We start from the raw sequence: 19,438 nt of genomic DNA on the forward strand, positions 1-19,438 counted from the left end.
GAATGTTCCATTGGGATCTTAAAGGTACTGATCATGAATGCTAAAACCTGGCTGCTTGGGATATGGATCGCTCTTATGTCGACGACTTCGCTTGCCGCGGAGCCCAAACTGGTGATCAAAGAGAATGATTCTCTGCAAGACGTGCTGCGCGGACAGGCGGACAAAAAGATCGGCGTGCTGCTGAATTCCGGCGTCGAGTTGCACGGGGTATTAAAAGAAGTCGGAGCCAAAGTGATTCGCCTGCAGGAGCTGCGCAATCGGGAAACGTTTGATGCGGTCATCCCTCTCAGCGAGGTCTCCGCCGTGCTGATCGACAATCATTTATTCGATTGAACCGCCTGATTTCAGACTCGCACGCGCCCTTCAATCCATTGATTTACAAGCATTAATATAAATTTGAGATAAATTAGAGAGCGATTGGATAGCCGCGAGATTCAGCGGCGCATGGGGTCGCCCTAACATCCGTTTCATCAACAACGCAAACGGAGAAACCCCATGAACATCGCGCTAATTATTGCCCTTATTCTGACCGCAGCCGCCATCGGCGAACTGAGACACCGCTACAACAAAACGCAACGCAGCAACCAGAACAAAAAGAATGGGACTCACTGAGCCCATTCTTCGACGGTCAGGATTTATGAACGGGCTTATCCTTCAGCAACGCCTCTGGTATGGGACACTGTTTTTCCTGTGTTTCCCCGACCAGAGGTTTAATCGCCAGCTTGATGCCCGTCGGCGCGCCTTTGACGCACTGGATATAGCCCTTTACGTAGGACAGGCTTTCATCATGGTTATCGAGACGTCGAAACGGTTTGGTGACCTCCACTTCGCCGTCTTTGGTCTTCTGGCACAGTTTGGCCAGCACCGGCTGGGCGTAAAAACTGGACATCTTCGAACCGCGCATGCCGTTGTCATTAGCGAACCAGCCGCAGGCATGCCTGTTCTTGTAGTAGTTGGTCAAATGACAGGCGACATCGCCCCAGACAAACGCAATGGTGAGATCTTCAGGGTAGGTCGGGTCCGTCACCGCCAGCGAACACAGCTCCTCTTCCGGCGCGATGCCCCGTCGCGTGACGTCCGCGCTGTCGAGGCCATACTTGGCTGACTCGATTTTGAAGTGCGGCGTCGCCACCTTCAGAACCTCCGGCATACCGCAGTCTTTTTCGCCAGCTTCCGTTTTAATTCTGATATTCGTAGCCTGATAGTTTTGGCACTCCACTGTCGCCTGAACGCCATCGGAAGTCAGTAGCTCATGCCCGCCATCTTTTTTCAGGCTGCAGATTTTCTGCAATTTGGCGGTGGTCAGCATGGTGTCCCCGGTTAATGTAGCCGCCTTGCCCCCTTCACACTTGCGCAAGACAGCGCCAGGGTGACGCCCTTTCACCGGCGTAAACCAGGTATTGCTGGATACATTGAAGTGTTTCTCGGCTTCGATCAGCACTAACTCCCCCGTTCCTGTCGGCAAGCGGCACTCGCTGGCCTTGTTGACCCGCCAGTCGCGGAGATTGTCATCACTGTAGCCGCACCAATATTCCGCATTCACATGAGCGGCGGCGAATAATAAACAGATGGGAGCCAGTACATATTTGAGAGTAGCCATGATGGGTTTTGTCAGTCTGCTTGCAGATGGTCAGGGGAAATCCGTTTTGTTGAATGATTATAGGCGTTTATCCGTGGTTTTAAACCAAGCCGGACAAGCCTGACGCAACAGGTTATTGCAAGCTGGCTTCGCGCGCATTTGCTAACATAACGCCTTGTCATCTCTTGTTTGGATTTTATTTTTATTCACGTTCATGCAGCCAAAGCTTTACGAGTGGGGCGATAAGTCCCTGCTCTTTTACAACGGTCGACCTCAGCCCCATCATTCAATGGGTATTACGCCCACCCTGTTAATGGGTAGTCAGCCGTTCATCATTGAATTCATGGGAGAGCGGTATTGTTCCAATACGTTTCTGCTGACGCCCAACAAACCGTTTACAGTGAGTTCGGAAGCGCCGCGAATGGCGTTGCTTCCGCTCAATCCCGCCGCCGAGGATCATGTTTTTTTGCTGCGCAATTACGCCTGGGACCTCTGCGTTGAAGGCGTTTTTTACAAGCAGGATAATGATTTGCTGCAGCAAACCTTATTCTATCTTGACGAAAGCGACATCCCCCATCCCATCGCCACCTGGTGTCTGTTCAACGCCATCTATGGGGAGGAAAGCCTCATTACGTTGAAGAAATACGATAAGCGTATCGCCAAGGCGGTCGCCCATATCATCCGCAATCCAACCAGCGATCTGTCCGTCGACGAGATAGCCGCGCAGGTGCATTTGAGCCCGACCCGATTCATGACCTTATTCAGCGCCTTAAACGGCCTGAGCTATAACAAATACAAGATCGTCAGTCGCCTGCAATATTTCTTCGAGCGCTACAGTATCGCCCATAACCTGACGCACGCCGCGGCGGAGGCGGGTTTCTACGATTTGTCGCATCTGAACAAGTCGGTGAAGATGTACTACGGCATGAGTCCAAGAGAGTTCCTGGCGGTTGGGCAAGATCTCATCACCATCAGCAGCCCTTCTCATAACCGCGCCTGGTACGCCGACTGGGTTCAATATGGCTACTTCGAACTGACGCAGGCTTATTCCGAAATCAGCGTACCGGAATTACTGGCGCATCTGCGTGACTATGTCAGAGCTGAATAGCTATTTCAGGGATGAATAACGCGCCTCGACACTTGTACTCGCTCTTAATGAGCGATTTTGACATGAAGACAGCGGAAATTGACAAGTAAGACCCGCGCCGAATCTCTTAAAGTTCACTCCAACGCAGAGCAACCATCGCTCGCAACTTACAACGCTCTTCCAGACCTCTGGGAGAATTGCTCATCAAAGGCATTGGAGTCACATTATGAATCCCCTACTGAAACAGCTCAGCCAATCCCTGGCGCCGACCATGTTCGCACTTTGCGCGCTTCCCGCATCCGCCACAGTGATCAATATCGACTTCACAGCGAACAACGCTGAAACCGCCTACGTCGGCGCGGACGGCGCTCTCAGCACTGGCGGCGCGCACTGGAATCCAGTGGCGGTGGGCGACTCTCCTGCGTTCTTGCGCGATGAACAAGGGCGTCAGTTTGACGCCAGCGTCGCCTGGACGGACCATGCAGGGGATGTCGTGTATCACCATGCCGACGGCAATGAACTTTCAAATTCAGGCGTCGGCGCCGCGCCGGACGCTATTGACGGTATCAACCGCGTCTTTTTCTCCGGCGCCAGCTTCTCGCCTTATCAGCTCACTATTTACGGCACTGACGATCTGCGCTTCGCCTTGCTGACGGCGTACAGTGAAATCGGTTATGCGCCGGATGCGCCCAACTCCCGCTACCGGGCGGACGGCGCCTGGGGCGACGGTATTTTCTATCAGGTGGACTTCGCCGAATATCCCGTGGATGGGAGCATTGCCGGCGCAGGCGATACGTTCGGACTGGGCTTTGGGTTCGCGATCTTTGAAGGCGCCATCACCGGTCTGCAGGTCGCTGGCGAGTTTACGCCCTTTGACGCCGGAGAGCCCCATGATGTGCCGGAGCCAGCCGCTTGGGCGCTGTTATCTTTAGGCTTGCTTGGCGCAGGCGTTAGAAAAGCGGCGCAATCAAAAGCGCGGACAGCCGCCTGATCACCTCGCCGCGTTAGACACTCATAAGAAGAGAGGCGGCAGGGATCGCCGCCTTAAACTTCATTGCGGGCGTTTTCCGAGATAAAACACCCGATTTCAATCTCGTTGTTCAACTTGGCGTCGGCATAGCTTTGGGGCAATTCAAACTCGTCCACTGCATCCCAGTGGCCGTTTTCATATAACACGGCTGATTGCACTTCCTCGACCAGAATGCCGTCGTCGGCAAGATAGCGCGTCAGATTCTCGATTGCTTCTTCCCGGGTCTGCGCAGGAACGACGCTGCGACCATAGTAATAGGCGCTGCCATCCTGCGGCAGAGTGCTCTCCGGCGCGACTTTGCATTTCGTATCCACCACCCAGAACGATGTCATAAACACCTCGATTTAACGCGTTATTATTAACATGGCAATGATATTGGCATGTTGATAAACAGGCCCATGAATGCGCCTGCGCGGCGGCGATATTGCGTGGTCAGTGGCTCGCGCCGCCCGCCTGTTCGATCAGTAAATCATGAATGGCCTGACCGGCTTCCAGAATATGTTTTTTCAACAACGCCGACGCCGCTTTCTTGTTGCGCTTGCGACAGAATTCCAATAAATCCGCGTGCTCCCTTTCGGCCTTTTCTATGCCGGTAGTGAACAACAATTGCAGACGGATATAGCGGTCGGATTTGATGTTAAGGCTACGCACGACTTCCATCGCCTGAGGCAAGTTGGCGGGATGATAGAGGGCGGCATGCAGTTCGTAATTCAGCTCGCTCCAGCTCTCCACCTGATCTCCACTCTCCACCGCTTCCTCAAAGGCTTTGAGTATTTTCTCCGCCGCGGCCAGATCCAGATCAGTCATGTTGTCGATGGCCTGCTCCAGCACATGACATTCAATCAACGCCCGCAGCTCAAACAGCTCGCGAATTTCCGAAGGACGCAACTCTGTCGCCGTGGCGCCCTTGTGGGGTTCAAAGCAAACCAGCCCCTGCGCTTCCAGTTGCAACAGCGCCTCCCGCACCGGGATGCGGCTGACGTTAAACTCTTTGGCGATGGCGTCCTGTCGCAAAGGTTCCCCCGCCACAATTTCTCCAGAGAGAATTTTCTTACGCAGAATATCTGCGACCATCTGTGTACGGGTTTTATAAACGGCTGCGGTGCTCATAACGGACAATAAATGATCCCGGGTGTCAAAAAAGGAGGCGATATTAACATGGCAATGATATTGGCATGTTAATACTCAGGCGCATGGATGCGCCTGCGCGGCGGCTAGCCGCGGGAGACAGGGCCTGACATGCGCAGGTCCTGTCGTTGCGGACAAATAGAAGGAAGCTATTTATCCGCCTGATTAATAGTATCATTTTAGGCGCTCGCCGCAGTAGTCAAGAAAATTTCCTTTGGGCGAGCGATGATTTGTGCGGGCGTGCTTATTATTTCACTTCAAATCCATGGGCGTAGGGGTCTTCGCTATCCACCCAGATAGTGTTATGACCATAGACCCTGGCCCAACCTTGCACGCTGGGTCGTATCCCCTGATAGGAGCCCACTGTCGCCACATCTTCCACCCGGCCCTGGAACAGGCTGCCGATGATGCTTTCATGCACAAAGGTATCGCCGACTTTCAGCTTACCTTTGGCGAACCATTGCGCCATTCGCGCGCTGGTGCCGGTGCCGCAGGGAGAGCGGTCGATAGCGCGGTCGCCATAGAACACAGCGTTGCGGGCGTCCACGCCGGGCTGCGTCGGCTTGCCGGTCCAGAGTACATGGGACACGCCGCGTACAGTAGGATCGTCAGGGTGCACGCATTCCACCACTTCATCGACAATACGACGAATCAACGGACTGAAGCGCAGAATCTGATCCACGCTGAAGTGCTCCAATCCGGGAAAGTTCTTTTGCGGATCGATGATGGCGTAGTAGTTGCCGCCATAGGCGACATCCACCACCAGTTCGCCAATGTCGGGAACCTGCACCGCCACCTCGCTGTGCGCAAGATAAGCCGGCACGTTATAGATTTTGACACTTTCGACTTTGGCGCCCTGCTGTTCGTAATCAATGGCGATTTTGCCCGCCGGCACGTCTAGGATCAGTTTGCCGGGAACTCGGGGACGAATAATCGCGTTCTCGATGGCCGCCGTGACCGTTCCAATGGTTCCATGCCCGCACATGGGCAGACAGCCGCTGGTTTCGATGAACAGGATCGAGGCGTCGGCATCCTCGGAACAAGGGGGATAGACAATGGACCCAGACATCATGGAATGCCCGCGAGGCTCAAACATCAGCGCCTGACGAATCCAGTCGTAGTGCTCCATGAAGTACTGCCGTTTCTGGCTCATGGTGTTTCCCGGCAAAGCCGGATAACCTCCCGCCACCAGTCGCACCGGATTGCCGCAGGTATGCGCGTCGATACAGAAAAACGTGCCTTCTCTCATATCCATATCCCTTCTTGTCTTATTTTTGCAGTGATGCTTGGGCTGTCATTAGAACGAATTCAACCATCAGCAGCCATCATGACTGGCGATGGATTGTCCGCCCTTAGATAAATGTATATTTTATACAATATTCAATTTCACAAATGAAGAGGACTTTCAATGCAAGAGCTGGACACGGACATCACGGTATTGGGAGGCGGTATAGTCGGCGTCTGTTGCGCCCTGTCGCTACAGCAGGCGGGTATGAAGGTCAGTCTCATTGACGGTCGTGGCGTCGGCGAAGGCTGCTCCCGGGGCAATGCGGGACACTTCGCCACAGAGCAGATACTGCCTTTGGCCACGCCGGGCCTCTTGTGGAAGATTCCCGGTATGCTGATGGACCCGCTGGGACCGGTGGCGATCCGCTGGTCCTATCTGCCTCATATCGCACCCTGGCTGGTTCGCTTCATGCTCAATACCCGCGAAGCCTCTTACAATCGCAGCGGTAAGGCGTTACAAGCCTTGAACGCCGCCTCCTTGCCCGCCTGGCGTCGCCTGCTGGCGGGCACAGGCGAGGAGAGCCAGATCCGGGTCAACGGCTCATTGCTGACCTTCGAACGCAACGCCAGCTTCCAAAGCTATCAAACTACGCTGGACACGCTACGCACTCGCGGCGTCAAAACCCAGGTTCTGAATGGCGCTCAGGCGCGAGAACTGGAGCCCGGATTGGGGGCGACAGTCAAACATGGCGTATTTTTCCCGGAAACCGGCCATACCGCCAACCCCTATCACCTCACCCGCACGTTGGGGGCGCTCTTTCGAAGCCGGGGCGGAACCGTGCTGAACAAGATGGTGAATAGCGCCACGCCAACGACCGAGGGTGTGCAACTGCATTGTGATGGGGGTCAGATTCGGGTTCCCAAACTGGTGCTGGCGGCGGGCGCCTGGTCCAAACCGTTGGTGAAGCAACTGACCGGGAAGTCGATCCCTCTGGATACGGAGCGCGGCTATCACCTGATGCTGCGCAACGCGGGCGCTTCTCTGTCGATTCCCGTCACCTCCGCCGAACGGCGCTTCATCATGACGCCCATGAGCGAAGGATTGCGTCTTGCCGGCACCGTTGAGTTCGGCGGTTTAAAACAGCCCGCCAACATGCGCAGGGCGACCATGCTCGCCACTCACGCCCGCGCATTACTACCCGGACTGGACGACGCCCAGGGCGAAACCTGGATGGGATTCCGCCCTTCTCTCCCCGATTCGCTTCCCGTCATTGATCGTGTCGGCGAACGCCGCCAGATCATTCTCGCTTTCGGACATCAACATTTGGGGCTCACTCAAGCCGCGCTGACCGGTGAGCTGGTGCGTCAGCTGGCGACGGATCAAACGCCAACCATCGATCTACAGTCTTTGCGTTTGAGTCGCTTTTAAGTGTCGAATAGTCAGGCGTCTACTCCACGCCTGACTTCTCTGACAGGAGTTTCCTAATAAGTATTACTCGAAATACGCCCAAACCATAAATATACACTTGTGCTTAAAATGCTTGTCGCACGGCCATTTAACTTAATACCATTTAATTAATAAAGTTAACTTAACAGAAGTTGACACCCAATTAAAAATCGCTCTCATCCAGCGCAACATAAGCTCCCATATAAAAATAAACCATTAGGCTTAACCCATTAAATATAAGCCTCAAATATATAATTATAAAAACAAAGTTAAGTTATCTTTTCCCGTGAAAAACCTCACAAAAGAAACTCTATTCCATATACTCTTCACCCCCATAAAAATATATTCAATTCGCCCCCTCGGTTTCTCAAATATACAAAGCAAGTCATTTCAGGATAAAAGATGAACATGAAAACACACAGGATAGGCTTTTGCGCAGTCAGCCTGTCATTACTCACCGCCACGTTATTGACCCCCTCTTTCGCTGAAGCGGCCAACTGTGAAGCAACGCCGGTCAGCGGCAAAATTTATAGCATTGTAAACAGAGAAACCGGATTGACGCTGGACATCGAAGGATACAGCAAGGCAGACGGCGCGGCGGTGATTCAGTGGCGCACAAAGGGCTCCGCCAACCAGAAATTCAGAGTCACGGATGTCGGCGGCGGCAACATAAAGATTGAAGCCACGCATTCCAATCTGGCGCTGGACGTTCTTAACCTGGCTCAACATGACAACGCCGATCTCATCCAGTGGCCTTATTGGGGCGGCCTCAACCAGCAATGGTTTCTGGTGAAATCAAGCACCGGCGGACACAGCATTCGGGCGCGCCATACCGAGAAGGCGCTCACCGCGCAAACGCCGGATATGGGCGCCCGCATCGTGCAGTCAACGGATACAGGCAGCGGCTTGCAGCGCTGGTATTTCAACCCTATTGACGGCGAATGCAGCCAAGTTAATGGATTCGCCGGGCAGCCCGGGTCTGACGGTCTCGCCACCACTAGCGGCGGGGCCGGCGGCGCGACGGTTATAGCCACCAACTGCCAGACGCTGACTTCCGCCTTGACGTCCGATGGCACAAAAACAGTCATCGTTCCTGACAACACAACGATTGACTGCCGTACGCCAGTACGTAAAGTCAGCGCCTGCGCCATGACCTGTCCCGCTTACCAGGACCAGAACAAAACCTTCTATAGAGTCCCGGTCGGCAGCCAGACATGTACGGAGCTCGGCGGCACATCCGATGACACCGTATCGGTCAACCGCGATGAAAGCCGGATACATATCAAATCCAATAAAACGCTGATGGGCCAAGGCGCAAACAGTCGCATCATTGGCGCTACATTAAATATCTACGGCGTAAAAAATATCATCGTCAAAAACTTAACGATCGAAGGCGTGAATCCACATCTGGTAGAAGCTGGCGACGGCATCACCATTGAGAACTCAAGTCATGTATGGGTGGACCATATTCGAGCCAAAATGATCAGTGACGGACATATTGATATTAAAAACAGCCGCAACTTGACGCTGAGCTGGAACCACTTCAATGGTTACAATCCCTATGTTTGCGGCAACCAACATCACTACACCATGCTGGTTCAGGATTCCCATGTCACGATAGATCACAACTTCTGGGATCGCGCATCCGGCCGCAATCCGAAGCTATATGGCTGGGATACTCGCGCGCACATTTATAACAACTACTGGAATAACATCACCTATTTCTCCATCAGCACCTCCAATGGCGCGCAGGGTCTGATTCAGAATAACCATTTTGAAAACGCCCGTTCCCCACACTGGAATGAATCCGGCTACATGAAAGCATCCAATAACCTTTATACCGGCTCATCGGCGACCGACCCTAAACGGGACAGCGGCGACGCCGTTCTCTATGACATCGACATGTATCCCTACAAACTGGACAACGCGTCTAATTTGCCGGGAATTCTGAAATCACAGACCGGTCCTCGCTAAACCACGCAATACTTCGGTTTCGCCCGTTTTTATAGGGACATTTCCCCCATGGCAAGGACGCCAACTCCCAGTCTCAGCTCTCTGCTTGGCAACCTCCCACTATCTCTTCTTTCTATCTCCTCTTTGGTTCTCACTCTCATGATCCGTCGTGAGGTTGACGCTCTATAGCGCCTGTTTTGCGATTCGCCGTAATCAATTTTTTTTCTGCAATGACTAACCTCTCAAATTTTGAATAAATGTATATTGTATACAATATACCGCTTGCATAAGATGAAGAGCGACGCCCCACTCAGTCGCCTTGGCTCAACAAAGGGACTGGGTGGGAAAACAAAAATGACCGATCGCAAAGGAAATAAGGATGAACATAGATGGCGTACTGGTTCCTGTCGTCACCCCCTTCGATGACCGGAATCAGATTGATTATCCGGCGCTGGGCCGATTGCTTGACCACCTCATAGACTCCGGCGTACGAGGGATCGTCGCCTGCGGCACCACAGGCGAATACTACACGCTCAGCACGGAGGAGCGCCGCGACCTGATGGCGTATATCGCCAGACAGGCAGGCGGCCGCGCGCTGTTGATCGCCGGCGTGAACGATACGCATACCGCTGGCTCCATCGCCAAAGCGAAGGAAGCCAGGGAGATGGGATATCAAGCCCTGATGCTGGCTCCTCCCATTTACTGCCTGCCTCAGCAACACGAAATCATTCAGCATTATCAAAGCGTCAGCGCGGCCGTGGGCATGCCGATCATCATGTACAACTTCCCCGCCCGTTCCGGCGTGGAGATCAGCATAGAAGCCGTTATGGAGCTTGCCAGTGACCCGAACATCATCGGCATCAAAGAGAGTAGCGGCGATTTCAGCCGCGCCCTGACCCTGATCAACGCGGACCTGCCGAACTTTCAGGTGGTATGCGGCTCGGATGATCAGGCGGCGGATTATTTCTTCTGGGGCGTGCGCTCCTGGATCGGCGGCGCGGCCAACTATCTTCCCAAGGAACATGTGGCGTTGATCGAGGCGGCGCAAGCGGGCGACTATCAACGCTTGCGGGACGGCATGCGCAAAATCCTTCCCGCTCTGAAGAATCAGGAGAAAGCGGATTATAACCAGAAAGCCAAAGTCGGCTGCGCTTACATCGGTTATCCCGTCGGCGACACCCGTCCGCCACTGGCGTCGATCAGCGAAGAAGACAAAGTGGAATTTCTGGAAGCCTTGGCGGCGGCCATCGTAAATCAATAACAACAAGGACGAAAAACAATCATGCCTATAAAAAAAGAAGATGTTTTTCAGTTGGCCAGAGACGCTCAACTCTACGCAGGCGCGCTGGTTCCCGGCCTCGACAATAGCCATGAACTTCACTTCGACACCCTGAACCCGTTCAATCAGCAGGTCATCGGTCGGGTGCAGCGCTGCAACGGCCGCCATGTGGATGCGGCGGTGAAAGCCGGTCGCGCGGCGTTCGAGTCTGGTGTCTGGTCAACGCTGCCGCCGGGGGAACGCAAACGCATCATGCTGCGTTGGTCGGCTCTGCTTCAGGAGCACCACGAAGAGCTGGCGGCGCTGGACTGTTTGGACGCAGGCAAACCCATCAGCGAGTGCCTGAATACGGACATACCCGACACCATTCACACCATCGCCTGGTACGCCGAAGCCGTCGATAAGCTGTTTGGAAAGATTTCCCCTACCGCCAGCGACAACCTGGGGCTGATCGTGAAGGAGCCCATTGGCGTAGTTGGCGCCGTACTGCCCTGGAACTTCCCCGCCCTGATGCTGGCCTGGAAGGCTGCGCCCGCTCTCGCCGCCGGCAATTCGCTGGTGATCAAACCCGCGGAGCTGACCTCTTTAAGCGCCTACCGCATCGTGCAACTGGCCCACGAGGCGGGAATACCAAAAGACGTACTGACGCTGGTCACCGGCCTGGGGGAAGAAACCGGAAAACCTCTGGGACTGCACCCGGACGTGGACATGGTGTCCTTCACTGGCTCAACCGAGGTGGGCCGCCTGTTCCTGACTTACTCCGCGCAAAGCAATCTCAAGGAAATCGTACTGGAGTGCGGCGGCAAGAGTCCGCAGATTATCTTCGAGGACAACTACGCCCTGGAGGAAATCGCGGATAATATTCTCTCCGCCGCCTTTTGGAATATGGGAGAAAACTGCAGCTGCGGCTCGCGTTTGATCGTTCACAAAAGCGTGAAAGAAGACCTGCTCAAAATACTACAAAAACGATTGGTCGACGGCTGGAAAGTCGGCGATCCACAAGACCCGGATACCGCCATCGGCCCCATGATCGAACCGGCTCACTTCGAAAAAGTCTGTGGTTATATCAAGGCGGCCAAAGAGGAAGGCGCCAAGTTAATACGAGGCGGCGAAGCTCTGAAACTGGGAGCGGGCATAAGCGTTGAGCCCACGATTTTTGATGGCGTCACGGCGGAAATGACGTTGTTTCAGGAGGAAGTATTCGGGCCCGTTCTCGCCGTCTCAACCTTCGAAACCGAGGCCGAAGCCATTCATTTGGCGAACGCCACCAGCTACGGTCTGGCCGCCTCTCTCTACACCTCCGACCTGCGCCGCGCGCAACGGGTCTCCCGCGCCATCAAGGCCGGCACGGTCTCTATCAACTGCTTCTCAGAGGGCGACATCGCCACGCCCTTCGGCGGCTACAAAACCTCCGGTTTCGGCGGCAGGGACAAAGGACTGGAAGCACTGGAGCAGTACGTGCAGACCAAGACAGTGTGGTATGGGGGATAAAATCTAATTACGCCAATAACGCTGCGCGTCACTGCGCAGCGTTGATCAGAATCCGTTGGCCCCTAGCCTGCCGAACGCTTAAACAGATTATAGGCGTCAACGCCCGGATCAAATCCCGTTTGCGCGAACTCCAACCCTTCACTGGCGGGATCGATGCAATTCCAAAACGAAGCCGCCGTATTCAACACAACGCCTCTCAGATACCAGTTAGGGTCCAAGGAGCTGATCGCGTTACTCAGCTGCATATCCTGCGGTTTACGCCATTCCCGCAACCAGTGCCAGGCTTCCCGTCTGTGCGCCGTGCTGGAAAAAATTACGCCGTCATTCGCTTTTCTGGCGTTTTCTATCACAAAGATGGCGCTTTGATCGCTCAAAGGCACTTTATTCTCCGCAAGAAACTTGTTCGTTCCGTACACCAACTGGCCAAACCAACTCGTGCTGGATTTAGTCGCCTCTGAAATACGCTCTCTCGCATCTGGCATTTCTGTTCTCCTTACTCGCCAAATTTTTAATCTCTTCCAAAGGAAATAAATCCCCTTCGGATACATCATTCTGCTCATACGACATGATCAATAACGCCAACGGAAATTGGCGCATTATTCTCCCAGCTCAAACACAGCCAAGATCCTGCAATAGTAAGTTAATTGCCGTATAAACAGTAAGTTAAGATGAGATTAAATGTTCTACATCACTTTCTGGAAGGGATTCGAGAGAATCAGAGAGAACCTGCTTGACGCGTCAATATCAGCGCATGGCGAGAGTCAGTAGCATTGCCATTCCAACGTCCATTCGTTTTTCTTACCAGAGGCGGTCCCGCGACCGAAATAACCGACTCCTTGATCTCCCCACATCCAGCCGCCCTTTTCAGTCGAGTCGATTTGAAAGACATAATCCGGAACGGCGTCGTGCTTATTCCAAGGAGCCCAGAAGATCTCAGATTGAATCAAGCTTGGCCAGCCCCCTAATTTGAAGCCATCGACATTTTCAAACAGGTCGTAATACTCATCTTCGAATTCATCAGGACAGTCGACAGGTAAGTCTTCCCAACAAGGGTAATCCTGCTCAATCAACCGAGGCCTCATAGGAAGGGCTTTGATCGAGCTTCCCGTTGCAATGTTCTGCAATGGGACAAGATCGGAAGTACTCGTATAAGTCCGGATCAGCCACTTCGTCCCATTTGGGTCGTGATCTGGAAGCTCATCAGGACAGATAAAGATGCAAATAAAAGCCAGGTCTTCAAGCCCTTTAGGTTTAAATGGAAGACCTGAAAGATTTATCTGCGCAAGCGCATGCATGGGGCATCCAGCGTATTCAGGCCAGGCTTCCCCTTTTCCACCAGAAGTCACTTTTCCAAACCAGGAACTTAACGGGTCCTCTGGAGGCTGAAACACGCCAATATCAAAGACAATCGCTTTACGGACAATTTGGCTCTTAAATTTTTCGATTGTTGTTTTCATTTTTTAAATTTGATTTGTACTTATTCCATTAGTCCAAAACTGAGCCCAAACCTAATCCCGAGAGCCTTACGGCCACGGAGGTAAAGATTTGTTCTGGTCAAATCCCACCGGACACTTTCTTTAGAGAGTTTTCATAATTAACCGGCGACATATCATTGTTCGCCGTATGCAGTCTTTCGAGGTTGTAATACCTCATGTAGGCTGCGACATCCTGCTTCATGTGTTCCCGGGTGGGCTGGGGGATTTTTAATATCCAGTCATGCTTAAGGCTACCAAAAAAGCGTTCAACCACCGCATTGTCCCAACAGGCTCCTACATCGCCCATACTTGCCCTGATTTCATACTTTTCCAGCAGTTTTCGATAATGTCCGCTGGTGTACTGAGAGCCCCGGTCACTATGGAATACCAGGCCCTTGGGCGGCTTCCGCAAATTGTAGGCCTTGATCAGCGCCTGGCTGACCAGGCTCGTTGTCATGCGCTTATCGATGCGCCACCCGACGATCCTTCGGGAATATAAATCCATGACAATGGCCAGATATATCCAGCCTTCTCCTGTTTTCAGATAGGTCACGTCGCCAGCCCAAACCTGATTGGGCGCGGTAGGATTAAAATTCTGATTCAACAAGTTATCCGCCACCGCATGATGGTGTTTGCGCCTTGTAGTGGCTTTGTAAGCAACGCGTTGCGTGACCTGAAGACCAAGCCGCCTCATGAGCTTGCGAACCCGGTAGCGTCCCACCTGAAAGCCTTCTTCGCGTAGCTTCTTCATCATCTCTCGACTGCCCAGACTGCTTCGAGAAGCGTTAAACAGTCGCTTCATTCGCCGATGCAGATGCAGCTCATCAAACCGGATCACCGGCGCGGAGCGCCGTCGCCAGGCATAGAATGCTGATCGACTTGCACGCAGAGCCCGGCAAAGCACTTTCACAGGGAAGCGATTCGACTCTGCCTGAATGAAGGCGAACTTTATTTCATTTCTTTCGCGAAGAAGGCCGAAGCCTTTTTTAGAATTTCCTTTTCCATGCGCAGCTCTTTGTTTTCTTTGCGAAGCCGTTTTAACTCGGCGCGCTCGTCTTCAGCCAGAACCTGATTTTCAAGTTGAGCTTCAATCTTTTCCTTCCACTTGTAGAGCATATTGGCGCTAATGCCGAGGGATTTAGCCGCTTCTGGGACGGAATAACCTTGGTCGCGCACCAAGGAAACGGCCTCTTCTTTAAACTCTTTTGTATACTGCTTATACGACTTTTTCTGACTCATGCTGACACCTTAATCGTTGACGGGTATTGTCTCTTATTAATGTGTCCGGGACTATTAGACCACTACACCCACAAAGAGTGACGCAGACATTACCCCCCCTCACAATGGCCTCTCTTACTGCGAAGGAGATAGCGCCCTCTTCCTCCGTAGCATCCTTGAACGGTTCTACATCCGTCCAGTTTTCCAGGACGAACGCTTCTATGTCCGCAAGTGAAATTCGCGGCTCTTCCGTGAACATGGGCATGGATATCATTAGTGTCATTGAGTTTCTCTTATTAATCTCTTTGTTAAACCCTTGTCTTGATTTAATGCATTAATCATTTGGCTTAACTCCCTGGAATATCACATATGCTTTTAAACCTTATAAAAAGCAATATTTTTAATAATAAAAACGCCATTTATTCGAAACTAAAAAATCATAAATCAATATATAACAATGGCCTGACGACCCGATATAACCGGCCGCGATCAGCCCATAAAAAGTAAGACAAAACTGTTTTAGTTTTTTCTCCATGGTCGCCTTGCTTAAACCGACAATCCTGACTAAACAGTTATGACGCATCAGGGGAGTCATTCCTCTGACTAACCGCCGAAAAGTATGGCGCGTTCCCGCGCGCGCTTCTCAGGGACATGCGAGAGCAAACTGAATTACCGCTGTTTTCTCGCGCCGTGAGGAAGGAAGCGCACGCACTGCCGCAAGGCGAAGTTTGTAGTACGAAGGACGCTTTCATTCACTACAACGATTCACAAGGACCAGTACCATGTCAACAGCCGCTTCCACCACTAAACCAGACCAAAGCAAAGAGTGTGTGATCACCAATAACTGCACCTCTGACATCGTCATTCTGTCTCCCACTACCGCTCAGGCTCCTGGCGATACCCAGAACGCCAGCGTTTACGATCAGGATCTGGAAATTCTCTCATTGCTCGAAGGCGGAACCGTCATCAGCCAGAATGGTTCCGGGACGGTTTACCTGGACCAGTATTACACCGATCCCAACACCAAACAGCAGCAGTATTCGCTGGTTTATAACCTGCTGGCCAGCACCTCCAGCTGGTATTTCCCGGTAGACAATATCGGCGTCATGCAAAATATCTTCGGCTCTCCCGTTACCTTCCCAGCACAGACGGTAACCACGGATGAGCAGCAGTCCATAGCCAATGCGGCCACGTTCTATCAGACCATCGCCGCCTACCCTACCTCACAGTTAACCCAGAACTATGAAACCGCCATGAACGGCGCGCAGACTACCGCGCAAGGACAGGCGGACGGCAGCGCGAATTCTTCCGACAATGTGGCCAATTCCATTACCGACAGCGTCAATGCTTTCTTTGCGTCCACCAAGGGCTTCCAGAACGTCACCCTGGCGGGTCTCGTCGCCGTGGAGTCCTACTACAGCAAATTCCCGTTCGTGTGGGCGCAATATGACAGCACGACCTATTACCTGTACAGCAGCGATGGCAATACCACCTCCTTTGTGGGCACGCTCTCTCTGACCAAACCCTCGGCGCTGGATCTCAGCAAACCCAATGCGGGATACGCCTGCACTTTCACTCCGGCGAAAGACCCTACTGACACCAGCACTGTGGATGTTGACTCATCACAGGCGAAAACCCTGACGTACAGCAATGCGCTGTTCGTCGACAACGTGAACGCGGATATCCCGGACGTAGCGGTGAAAGGCACCTTCCAATTGAAACGCGTGTTCACCCAAAACCCGTCCGATACTCAGATCATCCCCGTGCTGACCGGCACCATCGCAGGCGAAACCTGTATTGGTTTTGATTCGCCGCAACTGAGCACCGATCAGAGTTCCGAATTCTGGAACACCCTGTTCCACCCGAAAAACTCCGCGCAAGTGTTCAATTCCATCATGACCATTGGCGGCGCGGTGATGATGCTGCATTTCGTGGGGTCCACTCTGTACGGTATCTTCAAATGGGTCAAAAACCGCGGCAAAGCCAAAGAACCCACCACCGAGGATTTGTTCAAGCAACAGCAGGAAGCATTTGAGAAGGCCCTGAACGAGAAGATCGACACCGCCGTGCAGAAGCTCACCAACGGCAAACAAAACGCGCCGGAGGATACCGAAAGCGCACTGGAGGAGATCAATTCAGAACGGGGCTCCATTGATGACAACCTGAACGCCATCAACCTGGAAGAAGGCCTGAAAGTCGAAGCCAGCACGCTGGAAATTCAGGCGCAATATGAAAGTGAAATGAACGGCCAGCAACTGGAGCAACTGGAATCCAGCGCCACCAGCATCAAGAACTCCAATGACGCCCTAAACAGCGCCACAGAAGAGAATCTCCATGATGTCGTCACTGAGCAGACCAGCGCGTTCAAGGACATTCAGGCCAATACCTCCGCGCTGACGGAATCCCTAGATAAGTCCATCTCCAGCGAGCAGCAGGCGCAGATTGAAAGCAATCAGGCCGCCAGCGAAAAAGTCAGCGAAGATATCGAGAATTCGGAGAAAAATGCGGAAGAGGACGCCTCCAACAGCGATCCCAAAGCGGAAGACGAAATCAAGCCACTCGAAGATTTCTAAACACCCACTTCATTGACTACTGGCGACGGGATGCGCAGCGACGCGCATTCCCGTCGCCGCCTTTGTCACGCCCTACTCACGCTTGAAGGAGATCCGCATGGCCGCGAATGTGGTTAACATCGACAATCAATATAGCGAAGCTCTCGATATCTATACGTTTACCGTGCCTTCCGGCGCCTCGGCGGATAATCCCAGCACGATGTACCCGGTTTACACCAAAGTGGACTCCGTCGCCGCCAATTCCAAAAAGACCTATACCCCCTCCAACCCTCTGGAAAATCTGTCGTTTGCGCGCCAGTCGGACGGCATGCCGCTGCTGAATCAGGTCACCAACATCCTGGGCGACACCAATGTCACCATCACGGCGGACGACCTCACCAGCGCGCAAAAAGCCTTCGCTTTCTACCAGGCTTACAAGGGCAGTCCCTATAGCCCCAGTGCGCTGGCGGTCAACGATATCATTCTGAACAACAGCGATCTGACGCAACAGAACCAAAAACTGAATCAATGGTTCTCCGATAACAATGTCGGCTTTGACTACAACACCTTTTCCTCAGTTTCCTATTGGGCGGAAAACGACGTGCGCGCCTGGGCCGGCAGCGAAGGCCTGACCCTCTACTGCTACAACCCCCAACCGCCGCAACCCATGATTCCGCTGGTGCTGCCGAAAGACAGCAGCGGCCAGATTATTCTCGGCGCCGATGGCAGCGCTCTGTATCAACCCACCAGCGGAAGCACGGTGGAGCTGACGCTGAGCAAAGGGACACTGACCTCCAACGGCGCCACCGACACCAGCGGCGTCAATCTCAGCGCGGTGATGCAGGACATGATCATGCATGGCGGCGACGCCGGCGTTTACGAACTGTTCTTTACTGGCAAAGTCGATGGCGACGACGTCATTGTCCAGCCCTATCAGGTTCCGCAACTGGCCTGGTGGATGTCCGCCTATGACTTGGCGTACACCGCTTACACCGCCATCAACATCATCATGATCAGCCAAACGGTCATCGCCCTGGCGAAGAACCTTCCCACGCTGTTCAACGCATTGAAAACCGGAGGTCAGGCGGTCATCAGCGCAGTGAAGTCCGACCTCAGCAACGTCGCGCAATGGATATCCAGCAAGTTCACCAGTGCGGCGGCGGACAACGGCGATCTAGTGAATGTGGACGTGGATACCGATGTAGACGTGGATGTCGACGTGGATGTCGATACCGACGTGGACACGGACGTCGATGTGGACGTGGATATCGACGTGGACATTGACATAGATATCGACGCCCTGGTGGTGGTGGACGTGGATGTGGACATCGACGTAGACATCGACACTGACGTAGACACGGTGGTGGACAATGTCGTCGACAACGTGACCGATATCGACACCGACATCGATACGGATATCAATGTCGACAGCTCGGCGCTGGGCTCGCTGGTGAAGAACATCGGTCAGTCTCTTTGGGCCAACAAAGGCGCTATTTTCAAGTTTGTCCTGAAAAACGCCGCCGTGATGGGGGGCATGACCGCTGCCCAGAAGCTGTTGGGCATGTGGGGCAAAAAGGCCGGCGACAGTTACGCCGACGAACAGCCTTCCGAAGCCGCGCCGCTGGGCTTGCTGATGGATTACATGGAAAACCCCGCCAATACGATTCAGGAACGCTGGACCACCTTCTCTTATTACGTGGACCAAGGCGCCAGCGCTGACGAACAGAACATGGCGGTATCTGGCATCCTGTCCCTGAAAAACGACGCCGAAGATCAGGCCTTCAGCGCATGGCGCTGGAGTCAGGACGACGAGAACGCGGCGGTCAACGCCATGGCGCAGTATTCCTCGCAAAGCGACTGGCCCAAAGCCTACACCACTCTCGCCAGCTATACCTACCAGGGCAAAACGCTGCCGTTGAAAGTCGGCGCCAGCGTCGCCCTGAAATTCGTCGCCAAAATTCTGTAAGGGAGA

16 protein-coding genes are annotated in these 19,438 nt (G+C 53.3%); 9 read left to right on the forward strand and 7 right to left on the reverse strand.

Features of this window, described 5'->3' with window-relative positions; genetic code table 11:
• The first annotated feature begins 33 nt into the window (after nucleotides 1-33).
• A complete protein-coding gene (locus tag ACQYWX_RS16920) occupies nucleotides 34-333 on the forward strand; it encodes a hypothetical protein (protein ID WP_431685661.1) in 300 nt (99 codons plus the stop codon).
• Nucleotides 334-628: 295 nt separating this feature from the next.
• On the opposite strand, the gene ACQYWX_RS16925 is transcribed toward ACQYWX_RS16920, so the two are convergent.
• Nucleotides 629-1,600 carry a hypothetical protein gene (locus ACQYWX_RS16925; RefSeq protein ID WP_431685662.1) on the reverse strand — a complete coding sequence of 324 codons (972 nt, stop codon included), beginning with the start codon at nucleotides 1,598-1,600 and terminating at the stop codon, nucleotides 629-631.
• A 193-nt stretch (nucleotides 1,601-1,793) separates the two neighbouring features.
• Here ACQYWX_RS16925 and ACQYWX_RS16930 point away from each other — a divergent pair, with 193 nt between their 5' ends.
• Together ACQYWX_RS16930 and ACQYWX_RS16935 are read left to right on the forward strand one after the other, a co-directional pair.
• Nucleotides 1,794-2,687 carry a helix-turn-helix domain-containing protein gene (locus tag ACQYWX_RS16930; RefSeq protein ID WP_431685663.1) on the forward strand — a complete coding sequence of 298 codons (894 nt, stop codon included), beginning with the start codon at nucleotides 1,794-1,796 and terminating at the stop codon, nucleotides 2,685-2,687.
• Between the two features lie 205 nt (nucleotides 2,688-2,892).
• On the forward strand, nucleotides 2,893-3,657 hold the full coding sequence (locus ACQYWX_RS16935; protein WP_431685664.1) for a PEP-CTERM sorting domain-containing protein: 765 nt from the start codon (nucleotides 2,893-2,895) through the stop codon (nucleotides 3,655-3,657).
• A gap of 53 nt (nucleotides 3,658-3,710) precedes the next feature.
• On the opposite strand, the gene ACQYWX_RS16940 is transcribed toward ACQYWX_RS16935, so the two are convergent.
• The 3 genes from ACQYWX_RS16940 to ACQYWX_RS16950 form a co-directional block, all read right to left on the reverse strand.
• The gene (locus tag ACQYWX_RS16940) at nucleotides 3,711-4,028 is read right to left on the reverse strand and encodes a hypothetical protein (RefSeq protein WP_216738225.1); all 318 of its coding nucleotides are present in this window, start codon (nucleotides 4,026-4,028) and stop codon (nucleotides 3,711-3,713) included.
• Nucleotides 4,029-4,128: 100 nt separating this feature from the next.
• Entirely contained in the window at nucleotides 4,129-4,806 is a 678-nt protein-coding gene (locus ACQYWX_RS16945) for a GntR family transcriptional regulator (RefSeq protein WP_431689516.1), read from the reverse strand.
• A gap of 265 nt (nucleotides 4,807-5,071) precedes the next feature.
• Nucleotides 5,072-6,079: a 4-hydroxyproline epimerase gene (locus tag ACQYWX_RS16950; protein ID WP_431685665.1), complete on the reverse strand. Its 1,008-nt coding sequence runs from the start codon at nucleotides 6,077-6,079 to the stop codon at nucleotides 5,072-5,074.
• 153 nt (nucleotides 6,080-6,232) lie between these two features.
• Here ACQYWX_RS16950 and ACQYWX_RS16955 point away from each other — a divergent pair, with 153 nt between their 5' ends.
• The 4 genes from ACQYWX_RS16955 (at nucleotide 6,233) to ACQYWX_RS16970 (ending at nucleotide 12,221) form a co-directional block, all read left to right on the forward strand.
• Nucleotides 6,233-7,480 carry an NAD(P)/FAD-dependent oxidoreductase gene (locus tag ACQYWX_RS16955; RefSeq protein ID WP_431685666.1) on the forward strand — a complete coding sequence of 416 codons (1,248 nt, stop codon included), beginning with the start codon at nucleotides 6,233-6,235 and terminating at the stop codon, nucleotides 7,478-7,480.
• A gap of 420 nt (nucleotides 7,481-7,900) precedes the next feature.
• Complete coding sequence (locus tag ACQYWX_RS16960; protein WP_431685667.1) at nucleotides 7,901-9,472, forward strand: RICIN domain-containing protein; 1,572 nt, start codon at nucleotides 7,901-7,903, stop codon at nucleotides 9,470-9,472.
• Between the two features lie 358 nt (nucleotides 9,473-9,830).
• Nucleotides 9,831-10,712, forward strand: coding sequence for a 4-hydroxy-tetrahydrodipicolinate synthase (dapA, locus tag ACQYWX_RS16965; protein ID WP_431685668.1), 882 nt, complete (start codon nucleotides 9,831-9,833; stop codon nucleotides 10,710-10,712).
• A gap of 21 nt (nucleotides 10,713-10,733) precedes the next feature.
• The gene (locus tag ACQYWX_RS16970) at nucleotides 10,734-12,221 is read left to right on the forward strand and encodes an aldehyde dehydrogenase (RefSeq protein ID WP_431685669.1); all 1,488 of its coding nucleotides are present in this window, start codon (nucleotides 10,734-10,736) and stop codon (nucleotides 12,219-12,221) included.
• A 62-nt stretch (nucleotides 12,222-12,283) separates the two neighbouring features.
• On the opposite strand, the gene ACQYWX_RS16975 is transcribed toward ACQYWX_RS16970, so the two are convergent.
• The 3 genes from ACQYWX_RS16975 to ACQYWX_RS16985 all read right to left on the reverse strand — a co-directional run bounded on the left by ACQYWX_RS16975 (nucleotide 12,284) and on the right by ACQYWX_RS16985 (nucleotide 14,935).
• Complete coding sequence (locus tag ACQYWX_RS16975; protein WP_279504546.1) at nucleotides 12,284-12,703, reverse strand: hypothetical protein; 420 nt, start codon at nucleotides 12,701-12,703, stop codon at nucleotides 12,284-12,286.
• Nucleotides 12,704-12,982: 279 nt separating this feature from the next.
• Nucleotides 12,983-13,678, reverse strand: coding sequence for a DUF1963 domain-containing protein (locus tag ACQYWX_RS16980; RefSeq protein WP_431685670.1), 696 nt, complete (start codon nucleotides 13,676-13,678; stop codon nucleotides 12,983-12,985).
• Nucleotides 13,679-13,775: 97 nt separating this feature from the next.
• Nucleotides 13,776-14,935, reverse strand: a protein-coding gene (locus ACQYWX_RS16985; protein WP_431685671.1) for an IS3 family transposase whose coding sequence is annotated in 2 segments (ribosomal slippage) — nucleotides 13,776-14,671 and nucleotides 14,671-14,935 — 1,161 coding nt in all. Because the reading frame shifts where the segments join, the coding sequence is not laid out codon by codon here.
• Nucleotides 14,936-15,696: 761 nt separating this feature from the next.
• Between ACQYWX_RS16985 and ACQYWX_RS16990 the strand changes: the two genes are divergently transcribed.
• Nucleotides 15,697-17,487 (forward strand): hypothetical protein, encoded by a 1,791-nt coding sequence (locus tag ACQYWX_RS16990; protein ID WP_431685672.1) that lies wholly within the window; start codon nucleotides 15,697-15,699, stop codon nucleotides 17,485-17,487.
• A 97-nt stretch (nucleotides 17,488-17,584) separates the two neighbouring features.
• On the forward strand, nucleotides 17,585-19,432 hold the full coding sequence (locus ACQYWX_RS16995; RefSeq protein ID WP_431685673.1) for a hypothetical protein: 1,848 nt from the start codon (nucleotides 17,585-17,587) through the stop codon (nucleotides 19,430-19,432).
• Nucleotides 19,433-19,438: the final 6 nt, after the last annotated feature.

Source organism: Hahella sp. NBU794 (assembly GCF_050749805.1).
Classification (GTDB): domain Bacteria; phylum Pseudomonadota; class Gammaproteobacteria; order Pseudomonadales; family Oleiphilaceae; genus Hahella.

What these genes read in the sequence shown, in the direction of transcription:
- ACQYWX_RS16980 (WP_431685670.1), bottom strand. Translation starts at nt 13,678, where the DNA reads ATGAAAACAACAATCGAAAAATTTAAGAGCCAAATTGTCCGTAAAGCG.
- ACQYWX_RS16990 (WP_431685672.1), top strand. Translation starts at nt 15,697, where the DNA reads ATGTCAACAGCCGCTTCCACCACTAAACCAGACCAAAGCAAAGAGTGT.
- ACQYWX_RS16940 (WP_216738225.1), bottom strand. Translation starts at nt 4,028, where the DNA reads ATGACATCGTTCTGGGTGGTGGATACGAAATGCAAAGTCGCGCCGGAG.
- ACQYWX_RS16955 (WP_431685666.1), top strand. Translation starts at nt 6,233, where the DNA reads ATGCAAGAGCTGGACACGGACATCACGGTATTGGGAGGCGGTATAGTC.
- ACQYWX_RS16975 (WP_279504546.1), bottom strand. Translation starts at nt 12,703, where the DNA reads ATGCCAGATGCGAGAGAGCGTATTTCAGAGGCGACTAAATCCAGCACG.
- ACQYWX_RS16950 (WP_431685665.1), bottom strand. Translation starts at nt 6,079, where the DNA reads ATGGATATGAGAGAAGGCACGTTTTTCTGTATCGACGCGCATACCTGC.
- ACQYWX_RS16925 (WP_431685662.1), bottom strand. Translation starts at nt 1,600, where the DNA reads ATGGCTACTCTCAAATATGTACTGGCTCCCATCTGTTTATTATTCGCC.
- ACQYWX_RS16970 (WP_431685669.1), top strand. Translation starts at nt 10,734, where the DNA reads ATGCCTATAAAAAAAGAAGATGTTTTTCAGTTGGCCAGAGACGCTCAA.
- ACQYWX_RS16995 (WP_431685673.1), top strand. Translation starts at nt 17,585, where the DNA reads ATGGCCGCGAATGTGGTTAACATCGACAATCAATATAGCGAAGCTCTC.
- dapA (WP_431685668.1), top strand. Translation starts at nt 9,831, where the DNA reads ATGAACATAGATGGCGTACTGGTTCCTGTCGTCACCCCCTTCGATGAC.
- ACQYWX_RS16935 (WP_431685664.1), top strand. Translation starts at nt 2,893, where the DNA reads ATGAATCCCCTACTGAAACAGCTCAGCCAATCCCTGGCGCCGACCATG.
- ACQYWX_RS16945 (WP_431689516.1), bottom strand. Translation starts at nt 4,806, where the DNA reads ATGAGCACCGCAGCCGTTTATAAAACCCGTACACAGATGGTCGCAGAT.
- ACQYWX_RS16960 (WP_431685667.1), top strand. Translation starts at nt 7,901, where the DNA reads ATGAACATGAAAACACACAGGATAGGCTTTTGCGCAGTCAGCCTGTCA.
- ACQYWX_RS16920 (WP_431685661.1), top strand. Translation starts at nt 34, where the DNA reads ATGAATGCTAAAACCTGGCTGCTTGGGATATGGATCGCTCTTATGTCG.
- ACQYWX_RS16930 (WP_431685663.1), top strand. Translation starts at nt 1,794, where the DNA reads ATGCAGCCAAAGCTTTACGAGTGGGGCGATAAGTCCCTGCTCTTTTAC.